The 18,545-nt window shown below is 47.4% G+C and carries 12 protein-coding genes; 4 read left to right on the top strand and 8 right to left on the bottom strand.

The window, feature by feature from the left end; genetic code table 11:
• On the bottom strand, nt 1–3,087 hold the full coding sequence (locus NYE29_RS01695) for an ATP-binding protein (RefSeq protein ID WP_340894040.1): 3,087 nt from the start codon (nt 3,085–3,087) through the stop codon (nt 1–3).
• A 52-nt stretch (nt 3,088–3,139) separates the two neighbouring features.
• Entirely contained in the window at nt 3,140–4,492 is a 1,353-nt protein-coding gene (locus NYE29_RS01690; protein WP_340894039.1) for an outer membrane protein assembly factor BamB family protein, read from the bottom strand.
• Between the two features lie 318 nt (nt 4,493–4,810).
• Between NYE29_RS01690 and NYE29_RS01685 the strand changes: the two genes are divergently transcribed.
• A complete protein-coding gene (locus tag NYE29_RS01685) occupies nt 4,811–5,209 on the top strand; it encodes a hypothetical protein (RefSeq protein ID WP_076110468.1) in 399 nt (132 codons plus the stop codon).
• A gap of 77 nt (nt 5,210–5,286) precedes the next feature.
• Here NYE29_RS01685 and gtfA read toward each other — a convergent pair whose 3' ends face one another.
• The 5 genes from gtfA to NYE29_RS01660 all read right to left on the bottom strand — a co-directional run bounded on the left by gtfA (nt 5,287) and on the right by NYE29_RS01660 (nt 12,029).
• Nucleotides 5,287–6,732, bottom strand: a complete 1,446-nt coding sequence (gene gtfA, locus NYE29_RS01680) for a sucrose phosphorylase (RefSeq protein WP_340894038.1) — start codon at nt 6,730–6,732, stop codon at nt 5,287–5,289.
• Between the two features lie 33 nt (nt 6,733–6,765).
• Nucleotides 6,766–8,967 carry an alpha-galactosidase gene (locus NYE29_RS01675; protein ID WP_340894037.1) on the bottom strand — a complete coding sequence of 734 codons (2,202 nt, stop codon included), beginning with the start codon at nt 8,965–8,967 and terminating at the stop codon, nt 6,766–6,768.
• A 35-nt stretch (nt 8,968–9,002) separates the two neighbouring features.
• Nucleotides 9,003–9,824, bottom strand: a complete 822-nt coding sequence (locus NYE29_RS01670; RefSeq protein WP_340894036.1) for a carbohydrate ABC transporter permease — start codon at nt 9,822–9,824, stop codon at nt 9,003–9,005.
• Nucleotides 9,824–10,663: a carbohydrate ABC transporter permease gene (locus NYE29_RS01665; RefSeq protein ID WP_052092475.1), complete on the bottom strand. Its 840-nt coding sequence runs from the start codon at nt 10,661–10,663 to the stop codon at nt 9,824–9,826. The genes NYE29_RS01670 and NYE29_RS01665 overlap by 1 nt, the downstream gene beginning before the upstream one ends.
• Nucleotides 10,664–10,760: 97 nt before the next feature.
• Nucleotides 10,761–12,029, bottom strand: coding sequence for an ABC transporter substrate-binding protein (locus NYE29_RS01660; protein ID WP_340894035.1), 1,269 nt, complete (start codon nt 12,027–12,029; stop codon nt 10,761–10,763).
• Between the two features lie 162 nt (nt 12,030–12,191).
• Here NYE29_RS01660 and NYE29_RS01655 point away from each other — a divergent pair, with 162 nt between their 5' ends.
• From NYE29_RS01655 to NYE29_RS01645, 3 genes are all read left to right on the top strand, one after another.
• Nucleotides 12,192–13,922 carry a cache domain-containing sensor histidine kinase gene (locus tag NYE29_RS01655; RefSeq protein ID WP_340894034.1) on the top strand — a complete coding sequence of 577 codons (1,731 nt, stop codon included), beginning with the start codon at nt 12,192–12,194 and terminating at the stop codon, nt 13,920–13,922.
• Nucleotides 13,919–15,397 carry a response regulator transcription factor gene (locus tag NYE29_RS01650; protein ID WP_340894033.1) on the top strand — a complete coding sequence of 493 codons (1,479 nt, stop codon included), beginning with the start codon at nt 13,919–13,921 and terminating at the stop codon, nt 15,395–15,397. The genes NYE29_RS01655 and NYE29_RS01650 overlap by 4 nt, the downstream gene beginning before the upstream one ends.
• 125 nt (nt 15,398–15,522) lie before the next feature.
• Nucleotides 15,523–16,014: a pyridoxamine 5'-phosphate oxidase family protein gene (locus NYE29_RS01645; protein WP_038587718.1), complete on the top strand. Its 492-nt coding sequence runs from the start codon at nt 15,523–15,525 to the stop codon at nt 16,012–16,014.
• An 87-nt stretch (nt 16,015–16,101) separates the two neighbouring features.
• Here NYE29_RS01645 and NYE29_RS01640 read toward each other — a convergent pair whose 3' ends face one another.
• Nucleotides 16,102–18,423, bottom strand: a complete 2,322-nt coding sequence (locus tag NYE29_RS01640) for a helix-turn-helix domain-containing protein (RefSeq protein WP_340894032.1) — start codon at nt 18,421–18,423, stop codon at nt 16,102–16,104.
• Nucleotides 18,424–18,545: the final 122 nt, after the last annotated feature.

Here is an 18,545-nt window from a genome sequence, read left to right as displayed (position 1 = left end):
TTAAAGTTTTTTCGCCACACTGAAAGAGACTACAGTCCCTGATTCGACTACGCTCTGCACTTTCAGCGTACTCCCACAAAATCGTTTTAACCGCCGGTCGGTATTTAACAGACCAATACCCGTTCGGCTGTTTGTCTTTATATCTAGAATATGTTTGAGGGTTTCTTCATCAATCCCCATACCATTATCGGAAACGGAAATCTCGACAGCCTGGCCAATATCGGCTACTCTAATTCGTACTTCCCCGCCCTCAGGCCTCTTTAATATGCCATGGGTAACGGCATTATCTACAAGCGGTTGAATAGTCAAAGGAGGAATTTGGACTTGTATGTTATCGTCGATCTCCCATACCACCTGAAGCCTATCCTGGAATCTCTTTTGTTGGATATACAGATAGGAACGAATAAGACTAAGCTCCCGATCAAGTGTTACTAGACGGTCAGAGTTTTGAAAATCTATGCCAAGCCTAAAATAGTTGGTGAGTTCATCAATTAAATCATCCATTTTTCCCCGGTCGATCTTACTGAGGGCAGATACTGCATTAAACGTATTGATCAGGAAATGAGGTTTGATTTGAGCCTGCAGCAATGCTGCTTCCATACGCAATCCTTCATTTACCGATTTTTTGAGATTTGTCAGCGATCTTACTCTGGATTTCAGTTCGGTTGCATTCACTGGTTTGGTTACATAGTCATTTGCCCCGGACCGGAATCCTGCTTCAATATCCTTTTCTCGATTACTGGCCGTCAAGAGAAGGACTGGAAGCTCTGCGATAGAAAAACGTTCGCGAATTCGTGCAGTCAGTTCGTAACCGGACATTATCGGCATGGTTACATCGGAAATGATTAGGTCCCATACGCCTGTTTCCAGCAGCGCTAGTGCTTCTACGCCGTTGATTGCTGAAAACAGATCATAATGTTCATTCGCAAAAATTGACTTTAGCACATTTAGATTAACAGGATCATCATCAACAACCATCAATTGTATCCTGTCAGTAGGTGAAGTGAGATTTAGCTCTGTGTAAGGAGAGCTCGTGTCGAGAGAAGCTCTAACATCATTGTTTACAGCTGTATTATCTGGAGCTTCAGGTACCAGCTCAGGTAGCTTTCCATCAGCTCTATCTCCATCAAGTTTTAATGTGAAAGTGAAAATAGAGCCGATATTGATCTCCGATCGTACCTCTATCGTTCCACCATGCATTTCAACAAGCTGTTTGCATATGTTAAGCCCCAGGCCAACTCCCCCCCTGAATGAAGCCGAGTCTAAAGGTGCCTGAACGTACGCCTCGAATACTCTACTCATTGTTTCCGAATCCATCCCCATCCCCGTATCTGCAACCGAAATGCTCGCCCATTCGCCTTTAATTTCGGCATACACTGAAACCTCGCCTGCTTCGGAGTACTTTATAGCGTTATGTAAAAGATTGAACAGAATTTGATTCAATCTGTACTCATCAGCAAATACTGAAGGGAAATCCGCCGGTATACAGTTGACCAACTGAATAGGCTTGCCCTCTATCATAAAGCGAAGCATATCGAGAACACTTGAAGCAACGCCATGTACGGAAATAGCCTCAAAGTTTAAATGAATCTGATTTTCCTTCAGTCTGGCTATATCCAGCAGATCGTTCAGCATATAAGACATACGCCGGCCAACCTTGACCAGCAAATGAAGGTCGTTAGCACTGTTTATCCCCAGCTTGTTCTGTTCTCTGTCGAATACCGACTCTGAGAGGTTAATCATACCGTGCAGTGGATTACGTAGTTCATGGGCTACAGTAAACAGAAACTCATCCTTTTGTTTGTCCGCCTTTTGCAGTATACCTGCCAGCTCCTGAGAGTCCCGTGACACCCCGATAAAGCGCTTGAACCAAAAGGCTGCAATACAAATCATCGCAATAATAAGGTCGAAAGGATATGAGGGCACCTCAATCCGGGCCTTTTCGTAAATAACAAGCCAAATCATACTGCTGACAGCAGCAAGAGTCGCTAGGAACAGAAAAATATTATCCGAAACCTGCTTGACCGTCGATCTGTACATCACATAAGGAGTAAGCAGGCAAGGAATGAACATTAGAGCGAAATATAGGGTTTCATGACCCTTCACAAGATGTAAAGGCAGAAGGCACACCGCCAGAATTGCAACGCAGCACAGGAGCTTGTAGACTCGAACCGCCCGGTGGGGCACCCAAGAAGGAAGCTTGTCCTTAATCAATTGCTGCAAAAAGAACGCACCTGACAGCATAACGATATAGACAATTTTTTGTCCCCAGATATAGGTGAAGGGAAGCCACTTATACAATAACCTTGCATCGGTTAGCAGCGTTGCGAAAATAATACAAACCATCATCATTGAGAAAGAAATCAGTTGCTTGTTCCGGGCTCCTAAAACATATAACAAAAATCCGTAGAGGGCATGAAGGGCATAAGCCACACAGGCAATCCAGAGCACATTTTCTTTTATTTTTATGTTTTTTCTAAGAGCGTTTTCCAGTCCGAATTCAACGGAATGAACAATCCCGCCACTACGAATTCCGTCAAAATTAGAGACTTGTATGATAAGTTCAATTTCGCTCTGATCTTTTATTGTAAAATACATTGTATACGGTTTTTCTAGTGGTGTGTAGTTGTCTTTGGTCATTCCCGGCTGTCCTGAGTGACCTAGCAGCTGACGGTTTATGTATACTTCTGACGAGCTTTTTATCCTCGTGATGTGGACGCCGTAAGACTCTCCCTTGTCGGGGTCCAGAAGAATCCTCAAGCGGTAAGTACCGGAACCATACTTGCCCTTGCCATATAAATCATCCTTTAAATTCCAAGTAGCCGGAACTTGGATCCATTGGCTTGGTGGTTGGAGTTCAGATAATGAACTGCCATTCCTGAATGGGAGCACACCGGGATAGAATTCCCATTCGCCATTCAGCGGCAGAGAGTGTTCGGTCAGAGAATCCCATCCCCGCAGATCCAGTACCCCTTGTTCCGCAAGAGGATAGTCTGCAGCCAGATTATATTGCAGCCATTCCAGACGTAAACCGGTTAAGACGACCATAAATATTGTGGATATTATCCATATTTTAGTTTTCTTCATAATGAACCTCTCATTCGACATGACAATATGCCTGAACCTTCTTGTTCTCCGGCTAATTCAGTGAAGCGGGCAGTTTAATCCCATGCAGCTTGCCGCCGGATTGAACCAGCAGCATGCCGCCGGTCTTCAGCAGGGGGGCGAATTCTCGTGATCCGGTACGGACGGTGAATACGGGCTTCGAGCTTATAAGGTCATAGGCATGCAGCAGTCCGTCGGACTGTCCGACATAAACCCCCTTGCCGAATATAGCCGCTTGCACCGTAGCGTTCTCTCCCCCATCGAAGTGTATATAATGTCCGGTATTCAGTTTCATGGCAATTAGGCCATGGCTGTTGTAATCGGTGAAATAGACCCGGTCCTGATGCACCAGGCCCAGCGGGGAGCGCTGATCATATCTCTCCTGTGCCCATTTCTTCACCGGCTCTGCGCCGGGCACATAGTTATTGAAATCGTATAGAGCGAGGCGCTGCCCTTGGTGAATGTACAGATCGTTCCCGTTAAGAAATGCGGAGCCATAAGAGCCGCCTCCGTGATATATTCCGTCCGTTACGGCATTGTCCGTCCAACCGTAGGTCCGCTCTCCTTTGGGTGCTCCGGTTCGGAGATTGAAGGCGGCGATTTTGATTTTGCGGTTCACCGGGTCATCATCCAGCATGAATAATTCACACACCGAATAAAGAATGCCATCCTTTATGGCCAGCGGGGAGAACTGCCTGGAAGCCTCCCATAGCTTGGTGCCGGTCAATTTATCGTATACGGCGATCAGAGGCATGGTGAGTGCGCCGGATACGGCATAATTTCTAGTGACAACACTCTCAGCCTCCAGCGGTTTTGAGCCAGAGTAGTAATTATTTGGATCTTCGGCAATCTGCCATTTGATTTTGCCGGTTGCGGTATCTACGGCCGCCATTTTTTGCCCTTGGGTCACATACACGGTTCCTCCGGTTACCGTAATGCTATCCGCAGCCGAGTAGCCGAGTGTGGCGGACCAAACTTTGCTTCCATTTTCTTCTTTCACCTTATAGAGCGCACCCGCTTGGGTCATTCCGTAAAGGGCGCCATTGTTGTACACCATTCGCTGAGCCAACTGGCTGCCATATTCCCAGAGCTTGGTGCCGGTTACTGCCTTCAATGCGGCCAGCTTGCCGTTTGGTTGCAGCATAAATACCTTGCCGTTCTCTGCGATGGCTGTCACCGGGTCAGGGTTATCTGCCACTTTGGGCTTTGCGATCGACAGGGACCAAGCAGGTTGTACCACCGGTGCCTGTATTTGCTGGTAATAGATGTTGCTTGTGCTTACTGCTGCCTCTTCTGCCTGAGCTGTTCCACCACCCGCTCCGAGTGGCAGCATCAGAGCAGCACAGACGGCACAGCTAAGTTTCATGAAATATTGTTCCTTTCTCATTGTGAATCCTCCATCCTCAATTGTATTGTAACCGGTGCATATTCTGGAACTTCTATTATATAGACTTATTATTTGTTAAAAAGTTACATTGAAATAGAGGGGGAGTTAAATTTGAATTCTGCAGGGAGCAGAGATTCAATTGGAACAACGGTCCGAGGAAAAAGCTTATTTTTCAAATATTAAAATATTCATATATATATACAGAAACTTTAAATACATATATACTTGAGTCAGCTAAAATGAAGCTCTTGAGATCATTTTTAAAAAAGAAATAGAATCTTGTCTTCATATAATTATTAAGATAGGAGGCAAGTTTGTTTGAGTACTGTAAGCATCCTTGTACAGGCATATTTGGGGATTGAAAAACGTTATGAAGAACTTGTTAACCAATATTCGGGATTAACTTTTCTTGAAGGTTCAACTGCAGTTGTTGAAGGAGGAGCTTATTCTTGGAGTCCCCTAAGTGCAGATGCAGCATCAATCCAAGAGCGCCTATATGCTGATTACATAGACTTAATTAAAGTTGCACGAGAGACCCTGCAAAGTAAGGATAGTCCTTATTTTATAACGTATGAAGAGAGCGTAAAAGTAACACTAGCTTATTTCGCTCAAGAAGATTTAGTGTTTGTCTCATCGCTGGAAGAAGTTTTTAAGATTGTAAAAAGAGAAATAGATCTTCAACGTTCTATCATCTGCTCCATGATGTATGATAGTTGATTTTATTTTATCGGATATAAAAATAAAACCAGCGCGCACGGATCGCATCCGTGCGCGCTGGTTGTTTATATTCTACCCTACCCAAATACCTCAGTCCACTCTCCTGCCTGTTCTCTAGCCAGAATGGTAAATTGCTTGGTCAGTAGATTCGCTGCAAGCTTTGCCTCACTAGCTTGATGTTTCCACGTGATTTCCAGCTCATGACTGCTCTTCTCTTGAATTGTAATATCGCCACTGAAGGCAGGGCAGCTGTTTCTGAATTTCAGCAACTGGAACAACTTTTGTACAACGGGGCGTTTGGTCTCAACCTCAATTTCTTCCTTGGTGTAATAGTGCCGGTTGATATTGCGTCCTTCCTTCGTGCTCTCCAGCAGTTCAATATCATTCTCTCCGGCCAGCAAGCCTACGTAATAGATTTGCGGGATACCCGGTGCAAAGCACTGAAGAGCCCTTGCCAGAAGATAGGCCTGATCGTCGTTTCCAAGTGCAGAATAATAAGTGCAATTAATCTGATAAATATCGAGATTGTTGTAAGCTTCCGTACTGTAAATTTTCTTAACATTGGCGCCTTGGCTGTAGAGATGTTCACGGGTCATTTCCGCTTCCTCATCTGATAATAAGTCCTTCACATCAACGACTCCGATGCCGTCATGAGTATCCAGGGTGGTAAATTGTTTGCGCGGACAAATCTGCAGCCAGTGGGCCAGACGATGGGCCTTCCCGCTGAACAGCGCATGCAGCACAAGCATCGGGAGCGCAAAATCGTAGACATAATAACCCTGCTCGGCAATCTTCAGCTGAATGCTGTAATGTTCGTGAATTTCAGGCAGCACGGTGATACCGGTAGGATTTACAATATCTTCGGAATACTTAAGCATTTCCCAGATCTCCGGCTCTACAAAAAAGCAGTTCGTTCCAAGCTTTTTGTTAGCATAAGCGAAAGCATCCAGGCGGATAATCGAGGCTCCCTTTCCGGCGAGAAAAGTCAGATTGTCCCGGACAAACTTCTTCGTGGTTTCTGTTGTCACATCCAGGTCAATTTGCTGCTCATCAAAGGTGCACCAGACTTTCTCCGTAGTTCCGTCTTTAAATGTGACTTCAACGTACGGTGCACGGGGTTTGCGTTTATAGATCAGATCGACATCCGCATCTGTGGGTTCGCCGCCCGGCCAGAAGTCCTTATACCGGATGAACAGATCAGCATAATCCGAATCCTCTTTTTTATCCAGGAAATCCTGGAAATAAGGCGACTGTCTGGAAATGTGATTGATCATAAAGTCGTACATCATATAGAATTTCCTGCTCATCTCTTCAACCTCAGACCATGATCCAAAGGATTCATCCACTTGGGTATAATCCATGGGTGCAAATCCGCGGTCGCCGGACGAAGGATAGAAGGGCAGTAAATGGACCCCGCCGACCACTCCTTTCAAATGTTTGTCCAATATTTCATTCAATTCTTGTAAATTGCGTCCCAAGCTATCGGCATAGGTGATCAGCATGGCTTCATTTTTAATTTGCATAATAAAATGTTCCTCTCTGCCCTGTAAGTTTTATTAGTGGGTGATGTTCGTTTCTCGTGTTAATTTCCACATGATGCTTTCATAATCGCCCTTCCATAGTGCGGGAACGGCAAGTCCGCTGTTCATCAGTTCATCCGCGCCATAGACTCCGCCTTTGTCGCAGAAGTAATCGCTGCCTTCATCCAGACCTTGCAGCCGAACCGAGCTCACCCGGCTGTTTGCCTCCGCTCCGGTTCTAAAATAAAAGACTAGCGCTTCGCTTTGGTCGGCGGAAACAAACATCCATGCGGTCTCATTACCTTCAAACGGGCTGAGCAGCCGGTAAAAACCGCCAAATTGGATCAGCATCCGGTTTGTTTTATAAAGCTCAATCTGCCTCCGAATCTCAGTTTTTTCTTCTTCGCTTAACGCGGTTACGTCAAGCTCGTATCCGAAGTTCCCGCTCATGGCGACATGCCCGCGGATGTCCAGTGAAGTGCTGCGGTGCACTTGATGATTCGGAACAGCGGAAACATGGGCACCCATGGTGATAATCGGATAGACAAGGCTTGTTCCATATTGAATCTTCAAGCGGGACACGGCATCCGTGTTATCGCTTGTCCAGGTCTGAGGCATATAATACAGCATACCTGGATCAAAACGCCCGCCTCCGCCTGAACAGCTTTCGAATAGGACATGCGGGAACATTGTCGTCAGTTCCTCCATTACTCTATACAAGCCAAGGATATAGCGGTGAGCGGTTTCGCGTTGTCTCACCGGCGGAAGGGTCGCCGAGCCAATCTCTGTCATATGTCTATTCATATCCCATTTGACATAGGTAATCGGGGCGGACGACAGGATCCCCGAAACCATGGAGATGATTTCGCCGCATACTTCCGTCCGCGAGAAGTCAAGAACCAGCTGGTTGCGTCCCTCTGAACGGTTGCGGCCGGGAACATGCAGACACCAGTCAGGATGCTTGCGGTACAGCTCACTTTCCTGGGAGACCATTTCCGGCTCAAACCATAAGCCGAATTGCATATCCTTGTCCACGATTCGCCCGGCCAGCCTGTTCAATCCGCCCTCCAGCTTGTTCTCATTGACAAACCAGTCTCCGAGAGAAGATTTATCATCATCGCGTTTGCCAAACCAGCCGTCATCCAAGACAAACAGCTCCATGCCAAGTGAGCTGCCGGCTTCTGCGATCCGTTCGATACTGTCTGCATTAAAGTCAAAGTAGGTTCCTTCCCAGTTGTTAATCAGAATGGGGCGGACCTGGTCGCGGTATTCCCCGCGGCATAAACGTTCTCTGAACAATCCGTGAAACGTCCGGGACATTCCTCCCAGCCCATTCGGTGAGTAGACAAGGATTGCTTCAGGACATTGAAATGCCCCGCCAGGCTCAAGACTCCAGCTGAAGTCAAAATCATTGATCCCCATAGAGACCCTCGTGGTCGAGAACTGATCCACTTCCGCTGAGGCTGTAAAGCTTCCGCTGTACACCAGGCTGAATGCAAAGATCTCACCGCATTCTTCTGTAGCTCCTTTTCGTGCCAAGGCAAGAAAGGGATTGTGCTGGTGGCTGCTGGCGCCCCTGCGGCTCTCAATAGACTGGATTCCCTTATGCAGCGGTTGGCGTTCAATATGCCGTTCTCTGGCCCAGGCGCCGGGAAGATGTACCATATCAAAATTGTCATCGCGGAAATCGACATTGGCGCTGAAAGCCCGCAGGACCTGCAAGGGCTCGGCTCCTTTATTCAGCAGCCGGACGGAGCGGGCAATTACATTTCGTCTTTCGTAAACGGTATAAGACAACGTAACGGAGAGACCAAGGAGGGAATCCAGCAGATGGATTTGCAGGGTCTGCGCTTCGTGTTCGTCTTCCACGTAAGTAGCGGGAAGACCGTCTAAGGACGGTTTTCCCTGAACGATCTGATGGGAGATCACCCGCAGATCGGAGATGGTTGTACCATCTGTGGTCTGGATTTGATAGGCCGGATTGCGGAAATCAGTGCCTCCATAAGCCGGGTATTCCTGCGGAAGAGTGTCAAGAGAGAATGTGCGGTCCTCCGGGTTGGGGTTAGGAGAGAATCCCCGGTCCAAATATTGCAGTGCATTACTGCCTTCATATCGGCGAAGACGTTTGCCCCAATAGAGATGGGCCAGATAGTCCCCATCAATAATTCGCAGTATGTAGCTGGTCTCACCCGCTGTTAAATGGAACGTACGGGATTCGGCATCGAATTGTATACTCATCTGTGCTCACTCCTATAACGGTTAATTAACAAGGTTCAGCTTTTTACAGCCCCGGCGGATAAACCGGCAATGAAAAAACGCTGGAGGAAAAGATACAACAGCGTAAGCGGCAGCATGGACATCAGAGATCCGGCGGCTACCCAGCTCAGATTGCTGGTAAACTGGGAGAAGAATGCGGATAAGGCCACTGTCAGCGTATGCATGCTTGTTGTTTGCAGAAAGAACAGAGAGAACTGATAGTCATTCCAGATCGAAACGCCTGACAAAATAATCGCCGTCACCGTTACGGGCTGCAGCAGCGGCAAAATGATTTTGAAGAATAGTCCTACTCTGGAGGTTCCGTCAATCATCCCGGCTTCATCCAGTTCTTTGGGGATGGTGCCGATAAAACCGGTGTACAAGAAAATGGTCATCGGAAGATTGAAGGTTACATTGAGCAGGATCACACCCCAATACGTATTCAGACCATTCAAATCCACGATGAACTGGTATAGCGGTACCAATACGGTTAAGGGGGGAACGATCAGCGCGGAAATGAACAGAATATAAACGAATTTATTCAAGCGTGTCTGAAAACGGGACAACGGATAGGAGGCAAGCGAACCGACAACCAGAATAAGGAGAACGGCAAAAAACGTTATGATTATATTATTAATAAAGGCACGGTCTAGATTGGCATATTGCCAAGCATTCTTGAAATTTTCCAGATTGAAATAACCCGGAAGAACCCACTTCGAACTTAAATCACTTTCCTTTTTGAACGCGGTGCTGACTAATAGGTACAGCGGAACAATATGAACTACGCCAATCAGCGCCATCAACGCGATTTGCCACTTATTTATTTTGGGGGTTGCCATTATGCATTCTCCTTTCTCCGCAGCAGAATCAACGCAGCTATGCCGATAATGCTAGTAATAAAGAACATTAAGTTACCCATAGATGCTGCGTATCCAGCGTCCTGTCTGGCAAAATACATTTGGTACATCATCGTTGACAGAGACTGTGAGGCGTAGCCGGGACCTCCGTTGGTTAGAGCGATGATTACGTCAAACAGCTTCAGTCCGCCAATGATATTAATGACCACATTGATAGTGATTGACGGGGCTAGCAGAGGGAAGGTGACATTCTTGAAACGCTGCCAAGCGGACGCGCCGTCCAATGAAGCTGCTTCATAATAATCGGCTGAAATGGACTGCAGGCCTGCCAAATAAATAATCATGGCCGTACCGACAAATTGAAAGGTGTTGACCAGCGTAATCAGCCAGACATTCAGCTGCGGATTGGCCAGGAAATTAACCGGATCTCCGCCGAACAGCTTAACCAGATCGTTCAAGGCGCCGCCGTTCATCTGGAAGATGAAATACCATATGTAACCCATGATCAAAGGGCTGATAATGACCGGCAGATAGATGATTGTTCTGACGATCCCTCTGCCTTTAATGCTCTGGTTCAACAAAAGCGCGTACAGCAAGCCAAACAAGTTTTGCAGAATAGTGCTGCCCAAACCATAGGTTAATGTATTTTTGACAACCGTTCCTATATTCGGATCTGTAAATAAGCGTTTATAGTTGGCTAAACCAACCCAGGCGGAATTTTGCGAATAGCCGTCCCAGTTTGTAAAAGAGATCCGTATGCCGTTCATAAACGGGTAAAAAATAAATGCAGCAAACAAAATCAATGCCGGCAAATACATCATATTGATTCCGAGTAATGATTTCTTCACACAATTCCCTCCTAATATGAGGAACAGAGAGCCCTCTCTTCAGTGAGGACTCTCTGTTCCTGCTCTATATCTATTTCTGCTGAGCTTTTAGCCGTTCTACTTCTGACTTCATATTCTCGCTGTATTTCTTAGCGGTGATATTTCCGGCCAACAATTCCTGGGCGTTCGTAATCATTACATCCCACATGCCGTTAGGGAGGTATATCCGGTCAAAATAAGGCAGTACTTTGGTATCCTTATATTGATCATAGTACTCACTGAAAGCGCCACCGCCGGATACATCCTTGAGAGCGGCTGGTGAAAGGGTTGCATCGGATACTTTCTTGACATTATCCGGCTGCGCCATATAATTCAGGAAATCTTTCGTTTGTTCAGGATAATTGGTGTCCTTCCATACCCCGAGTGCAAGCCGCTCGCCTCCGGCAAAGGTAGGCTCGTCGCCTGCAACAATAGCCGGCAGCGGAGCGATTCCCATTTTCACATCAGGATTGATCTTTTGGATATCTGCATAGGACGAAGGAGTATGGAACGCAAATGCCAGCTTGTCTTCAGCGAAAAGGCGGGCTTCATCCGCATATTTTGCCGTCAGCAAGTCGTTGTTTGTATAGCCCTTATCATATATTTCCTTGAATTTCTCAGGCAGATAGGTCCATTTATTCCAGTCGAAGGTGCCATCAAGAAGTGCCTGGGCTTCATTCTGCGGCGGAGTAATCAGAAGCGGATTTGCCATCATATCAAAGAACTGGCCGATGGTCCAAGGATCAAGCCCGGAGAAGAACATCGGAATGACTTCGCCTTTGCTTTCTGTTTTGATTTTTTCAGCGGAAGCCAGCAGCTCATCCAGGGTAGCCGGCGGCGTCACACCGTATTTTTCAAGTACTTTAACATTATAGAAAAGGCCGTCTTTCGCTTCGTTGAGCGGCAGTGCATAGACTTTACCGCTTTCATCAGTAAGCGTCGGTTTGATCGTGTCCGACATTTTTGCTGCCCAAGGTTCGTTTTTCAGATCCATGGTGTAATCACCGTAACGGAGCTTGGCCCAGCCATGGGTATCGAAAATATCCGGCAATTCGTTGGAGGCCATTTTCATTTTCATAATACTTTCATAGTTGGAGCCTGGGAACTGAACCTCGATTTGTGTCCCCGGATGCTCCGTTTGATAGTTCGCTACAATTTCCTGGATGACATCCCGTACACCCTGTTCACCTACGGTCAGCATCATGGTCAGCTTGACGTTCTCTGCTGCACCTTCCACATTCTTCTTTTCGTTATTGCTGCAGGCAGCAAGTCCGAGACAGAGACTGGCAGCCAGTACAGAACTTAGATATTTCTTCTTCATTTTGTCATCCCCCAATTATTAATTAACGCGCTTACATACAAAAGAATAGCATTTATAAAAGCGCTATCAAATGACACCATTCTACGATTTATGCGCTCATTTCTCGAATTGACTTCTGGGTGTACTTTCCTTATTCTTGTTGTAGTAAAGGAGGGGCTTCCAATGAAACTGCATACGCTGCGATCCAAATTAACCCTTTCTTACGCATTGATCATAGCCATACCCGTGGCGATTATTATGGTTTGCATGCCGGCTTATTATCAGTATCTTTTGGAACGGGAGACCGAAGCGCTGACGCGGAACACGCTTACCTCCATGACCGAACATATTGTGACCTATCTGGAACAATTAGAGCAAATCACTTATCTTCCCTATTTTAGCCCGGAATTAATGCAAGCATTGATTACTAAGAATACTTCTGATTATTCTTCCAACACCGATTTCGTCAAATACCCGGTGGAGCTGTCCTTAAATACCTTCCTGCCGGCATTTCTGCTGACCTACGGCAACAATTTATCAGCCGCCTTGCTGCTGACTCAAAATGGTGACGTCTACAGTCAGACCAACGGCCTGTCGGATGTCGTTGAAGATTATCCGTTTTTTGAACAGCCGTGGTATCTTCAAACGGTGCAGGCCGATGGCAAAGCAACCTTTATAAGCACCCACCATCAGGATTATTTTACAGCCCCGCTGACCAAACGTGTATTTTCCGTAGCCCGCGTTATTAAAGATCCTGAATCCCTTCGTCCGCTGGCTGTCATTATGGCTGATGCGCAGACAAGCTTGCTGGACGAGATTGTGATCAAAGATTTTGGCGTGCGGTCCATTAGTGCGATTCTCAATGAAAAGGGAGAGGTCTTTTATTCCACGGCCCCTTTGTCAGAGCATATTATCAAAGAGATCTCCAGTGCAGGGGTATCCCAGGTTAAAGATTCCGGAGAATCTTATGTCGTCATCTCCAAACCGATTCGCCAGGCCAATTGGAAAATGGTTGCGCTGCTTTCGAAATCAGAGTTGAGGGAAAAGGTAGAATGGATGTATATCGTAGGGCTGCTGTTTGCCTTTATCGGCCTGCTGCTCACACTGCTGCTGTTGCGTTATGTTTCGCGCTGGATTGTGGGTCCCTTTCTTCAAATGAAACAGGCGATGAAGCAGGTGGAAAGGGGGAATTTCCAGGTCCGGCTGGAGCCCGTCGGCAAAGATGAAATCGCCAGTCTGGGATACTCCTTCAACCATATGATTGATACTATCAACGAGCTGATCCAAAAAGAATACGTCGCCGTCTTAAATGAAAAGGAGATGAGATTCCGGGCGTTGCAAGCCCAGATTGAGCCTCATTTTCTGTTCAATACGTTAAATGGATTTTTCGCGCTGAACAGGATCGGTGAAAAGAAAAAGCTGGAGGAGGCCATCCTTTCTCTCAGCTCGCTGCTGCGATATACGCTTGTTCAGGAGAATTGGACTACCATAGGGGAAACCTTTACTTTTCTGCGCAAATATTGCGGCTTGCAGCAATTGCGTTTTGATGACCGTTTGGAGTTCAGCCTGCAGTTCGATCCCCGGATTACAGAATTTAAAATTCCCAAACTGCTGCTCCAGCCACTGGTCGAGAATGCGATTATTCACGGGATTGAACCTTCAGCCCTGCCCTGCCGCCTTGTTGTCGATGCGGGACTTGAACAGAAGGGCGAAGATTGCTTGTACATAAAAATAGAAGATAGCGGAGTCGGGTTCCTGGAACCAGCCGCTGAATTAGAGGATAGCATTGGACTGCGTAATGTGCAGGAGCGATTGAAATTTGCTTATCCGTCCGCTGCCTTTAATATTCACAGCTCGCCCGGAATAGGGACCACCGTGACCATTCGAATACCGCTTAAGGATGTGGAGAAATGAGAGTGCTTGTTGCAGATGATGAAAAGCTATCCAGAGTCTCATTGATCAGCATGCTGGAGGAATGTGAGCGTGACATTTCAATTGCCGGTGAGGCAACTAACGGGGAGGACCTGCTGAATGCTTTGTCAAAAATGCAGCCCGATGTAGCTTTTGTCGATATCCGAATGCCCAAAATGAACGGACTGGAAGCGATTGAACGCGGCCGCAAGCTTTCTCCCTATACCCAATGGGTCATTTTGTCGGGGTTTTCCGAGTTTGATTATGCCCGCAAGGCGCTTAGCCTGGGAGCCTTTATGTATTTATTAAAGCCTCTGGGAATGGAGGAGCTGGGAGCGGTCCTGGATTCACTTTTTACTAAGATTGATCAGACCTACCAAAGGCTTGACGACGAGTTTGAGCACTACATACTGGCAGCTTTGAATAACGGGCAGTCCCCCGGCCTGGCAGAATTCGTCTCCGAAGCCCGTTATACGAAATATAAGGTATTACTGATTGCGACAGATACGCATGCATTCCCGGGACAAATGGAACAAGCCAAGCACTGTTTATACAGGGCAATACAGGAAGCTGTCAGTGGATGGTCCTCTTTAACTTGCCGTGTGGCAATATTTACGCTGACTAGCGGGGAAACAGCGGTGGCGATGTGTTGGCAGGAGGGGGAGCCGAAGGACGATCTGCAGATGGAAGTTATGACGGACAGCATATATCACCGAATAAACCGTCTGACAGACCAAAGGATTGCCTATACTCAGGTTGATAGCAGCATATATACAAATATTGGCGGCATGCTGGCAGGTCTGCAGGACATTCGCCGGTTGCTGCCGCTGCGTGCCGTTATAGGAATTAACCACAGATTTTCGCTTGAAGAGCTCCAGAAGCAGCCTCCTGCGGCAGCTCATATGGGACTTGTAATGACCAAGCTGGTCGATGATTACCATCATCATCTCTATATGGATTACTGCAGGGAGCTGGAAGAAATTACGACCCTGTTAAGGACGGAACAACATTCCAAGCAACAAATAAAGCATATGCGGAGTTTTATTCAATATGGAATGAATGATAATGCTGAGCTTGAAACTGTTGAGCTGACAACCCTACTTACCCGCCATGCGGATAAGCTGCTAACTGACAAGAAAAAACTGGAGGGCGAGCCTCCGGATATGATCTCAGAAGTGATCTATTCTATTGAACAACATTATGCCAGCAATATCTCCATTGCCCAGTTGGCGGAGAGGCTGAGAATCACACCTAATTATCTGAGCTCTACCTTCCACAAAAAGACAGGGATCACATTTACGAAATATTTGACCCGTCTGCGGATTCACCGGGCCAAGGAGCTTTTAAGTACGACCAACCTTCCGGTAAAAGATATCGCCCTGCAAGTGGGATATTACAGCACCAGACATTTCGTCAAATTATTTATTGAATCCGAAGGCTGCTATCCGACAGAATACAAGAAGCAGGCTCGGCTATAGGTTAGCATTACACACCATCACGCCGCTGAACTGAAATGAACAGGTAATGTTTTGTGCTTTCTGGGTAATAATTGATATGCATTTGGATAACCTATCCATAACCCGGAAGAAACGAGGCGATTAGCATGTCCAAATTGAACAACAGTCATCAGGAAGCTGTCGAGACGGTTAGAGATTTGATCAAAGGCATTGATACGGCCATGTTAACAACGATTTCGGCCGAAGGACTGGTATCCCGTCCCATGAAGACACAGGAAGTCGAGTTCGACGGAGATTTATGGTTTCTTACCAAGAAGGATACCAGCAAATTCGAGGAAATTCTTCATGACCCGAGGGTTAATGTCATATACGCTGATAAATCCTATGTCTCCATCCGTGGAACGGCCAAGCTCGTCCAGGATGTGGAGAAGAAAAAAGAATTTTGGAATCCAGGCTACGATGCTTTTCTGCAGACCAGCTATGATGACCCCGACGTAATTCTGATCCGGGTCCAGGCCGAAGCGGCGGAATATTGGAAAAGCGGCAACCTGGCCGAGAAAGTGACTTACCTGTTTAAGCGGCTAACGAAGCAGGATACGGAGCAATCGAATCTCAATGAGACGATTGATTTGAAGTAGGAGTCCGTAACGATTATCACACAATGCATAAATAGCCTGATCCGCAAGAAAAGCCGCCGGGAATTTTCCCGGCGGCTTTTCGCCGGATTATTCCGCCTTTTCCTTTCCTTGAGCGAGAAGCTTGTCGGCCGCCTGCTGCTGCCGGTATTGTCCGGGAGTCAGCCCCGTCCGGGTCTTAAACATCTTATTGAAATAACTTACGTTCGCATATCCGATTTCCCGGCAGATCTCCTCAATGGAAAGGTCGAGCTGCTTCAATAGCTCCATAGCCCGCTTCATGCGAAGCTGGATCAAATAATCGTTGACGGTCATCCCTGTGGACTCCTTGAAGATACGGCTTAAGTAGGATGAGCTGCGCTGAACATATTCGGCTACCGTGTCCACAGAAATATTATTATTGAAGTTCGCATCCATATAGTCCGTCGCCAGCTGCAGGGTCACATCCGTCATCTTGGAACGTTTCTCCTTGTGGTAGGTGATGATCCGGCTGCACATGTCCAGCAGGCACTCTTCCATATCGGACAGGGTCTCGGCACGCGCCAGCACATCTGCGTAAGCCGGTCTGTCCCCGAACACTGCGGACATATCGCCCCGGGTCTGGACAAGCGTCTTCATAATTTCCCCGCTCAGCTGGAAGAACAGCTGCTGGATATTGGCCTTCCCCAGCTTCTTGTCAATCACGGTCCGGGTGATCTGCCGAATGGCATTGAAGCATTCCTCTTTATCCGTCTGCAGCAGCGACTGCAGCAGTTTTGTTTCCAGCTCGTACTGATAATAATAAGCCTCCTCTTCTGATTTCCAGTCGGCGAGAATGTCATAGGACAGAATTTCCCCTTTGCCGATGTACATTTTCAGATTCAGAGCTTCCAAAGTATTCTCGTACGCCAAACGGACCTTTTCTTCCCCCTTGTAAATTGGACTGACGGCGAAGGTCGCGTTCATGCTGTACCGGGTCAGCAGAAGCTGCTTCAGCTTCTTGGCTTGCTCCAGCGGGAATTCGTCGTCGCCCGGAGGAACGGTCAGAAGAATCACCGTCCGCTTCTCATCCTTGGCGAAAATTTCACCATTGATGTCGCCTCCCAGCTCTTCCATCAGCCCGTAGCGGAACAGGTGGAATTGGAGGTTGCCATCCGGTCCGTTCAACGGGTAAGGCTCCTCCAGCTCAAGAGTCAGCACAGCAAACCGGGTAAAGTCCAGCCGGAGCCCCAGCAGCTCCGCTGCCTGATCTGTACTGCCGCCCTGGATGAGGTCGTTCAAATACTTCTCCTTGATCGCTGTCCGGTTATCGGTAAGAAGGGAATCTACCTTCCCCTTCTCCGTCATCAGCGTCTCCCAGTTGCGGGCCAGCTGATCGAAGATATGACGGATGAAGCCGGCTTCGTCACCGGCAGGCAGTTGGGAGGCTTCTCCGTCCTTCTGACCGGCCTGGGAGCCGCCGATATAGGAAATTACACTCTGGAGCGGCCGGTACAATCTTCTGGACAGGAAAAAGGATAAGGTGAACGCGGCTATCAGATATGCCGCCGCAACCGTGATGACAATGACCTTGATCCGGTCCATTCCTTGCAGAAGAGCGGAACGTTTGGTAATGTCCACGAATCTCCAGCCGGTCAGCTCTGAGGTTGTATAGGAGACGATCCGGTCGGAATCATCAATGTAGAAGCCGCTTGCCCCGGTCAGCCGGCCGGGGTCCAGCTGTTGAAGCAGGGATTCCCCGGCAGCAGCATCGGAATAGAGCAGCTCAGAATCCGGCCCTAAAACAAGGGTGTTGCCTTTTTTATTATGATAATGGCTTAAATAGTCGTCGAATAGCAGCTGAAGCTTCAAATTCATGACGATGGCACCGTCGACTTGACCGATTAAAGGCATTTTTTGAAGCAGACTGGCGGCAGGATGATCTGGTGAGAAACCGTCTTGCCGTCCGGTAACCCAGATTGTGCGGCTGTCAGAAGGCTGATTCCAGACCTCAATCCAGGAGGTGTCCACGAAGGTGGAGATGGGTGATGCCTTGATCTCGGGACGCGAGGTCAGGATAAGCTCCAAGGGGGCGTAATATAAATAGATGGAATCGATGTAGGGGCTGACCTTCTTCTGTTCTTCCACGAAGCCGGTGAGATCAATGAGGGAGCTGACGCTTAACTTGCTGCCGTTTGTATGATACAGGTAGGATTGGGTCGTAATCATGCCGGTGGCGGCATATTTGATGGCGGTCAGTTCCTTGTGGATGAGCTCCTGCTGCTGTGTCAATATGGATTCGTTGTACGCAATGGCGTTCTGAATGTTATTGTCCGCCGAAATGGAGTAAGTAATGGTGGAAATGAGAATGACGGTGATCACGGCAATGGCAGTGAAGGATAGAAGCAGCTTGACGAACATTGTATTATGTTTGATCGAGCGGTTTCTCAGCAAGGTACTCACTCCACTTCTCTAAGATGATTACGCTTACATATTTAACCAGCGACACAGCGAGGTACAGGGGGATTATATCACAGATGGCTTTTCCGGCAAGGGGAAGACCGAAAAACATATAA

It is taken from the genome of Paenibacillus sp. FSL M7-1046, assembly GCF_038007405.1.
Classification (GTDB): domain Bacteria; phylum Bacillota; class Bacilli; order Paenibacillales; family Paenibacillaceae; genus Paenibacillus_AQ.
This window is presented reverse-complemented; position numbering and strand designations above follow the sequence as displayed.

Excerpts from the sequence above, each read along its gene's own strand:
- NYE29_RS01695 (WP_340894040.1), bottom strand. The coding sequence starts at position 3,087 with ATGAAGAAAACTAAAATATGGATAATATCCACAATATTTATGGTCGTC.
- NYE29_RS01690 (WP_340894039.1), bottom strand. The coding sequence starts at position 4,492 with ATGAGAAAGGAACAATATTTCATGAAACTTAGCTGTGCCGTCTGTGCT.
- gtfA (WP_340894038.1), bottom strand. The coding sequence starts at position 6,732 with ATGCAAATTAAAAATGAAGCCATGCTGATCACCTATGCCGATAGCTTG.
- NYE29_RS01675 (WP_340894037.1), bottom strand. The coding sequence starts at position 8,967 with ATGAGTATACAATTCGATGCCGAATCCCGTACGTTCCATTTAACAGCG.
- NYE29_RS01670 (WP_340894036.1), bottom strand. The coding sequence starts at position 9,824 with ATGGCAACCCCCAAAATAAATAAGTGGCAAATCGCGTTGATGGCGCTG.
- NYE29_RS01665 (WP_052092475.1), bottom strand. The coding sequence starts at position 10,663 with ATGATGTATTTGCCGGCATTGATTTTGTTTGCTGCATTTATTTTTTAC.
- NYE29_RS01660 (WP_340894035.1), bottom strand. The coding sequence starts at position 12,029 with ATGAAGAAGAAATATCTAAGTTCTGTACTGGCTGCCAGTCTCTGTCTC.
- NYE29_RS01655 (WP_340894034.1), top strand. The coding sequence starts at position 12,192 with ATGAAACTGCATACGCTGCGATCCAAATTAACCCTTTCTTACGCATTG.
- NYE29_RS01650 (WP_340894033.1), top strand. The coding sequence starts at position 13,919 with ATGAGAGTGCTTGTTGCAGATGATGAAAAGCTATCCAGAGTCTCATTG.
- NYE29_RS01645 (WP_038587718.1), top strand. The coding sequence starts at position 15,523 with ATGTCCAAATTGAACAACAGTCATCAGGAAGCTGTCGAGACGGTTAGA.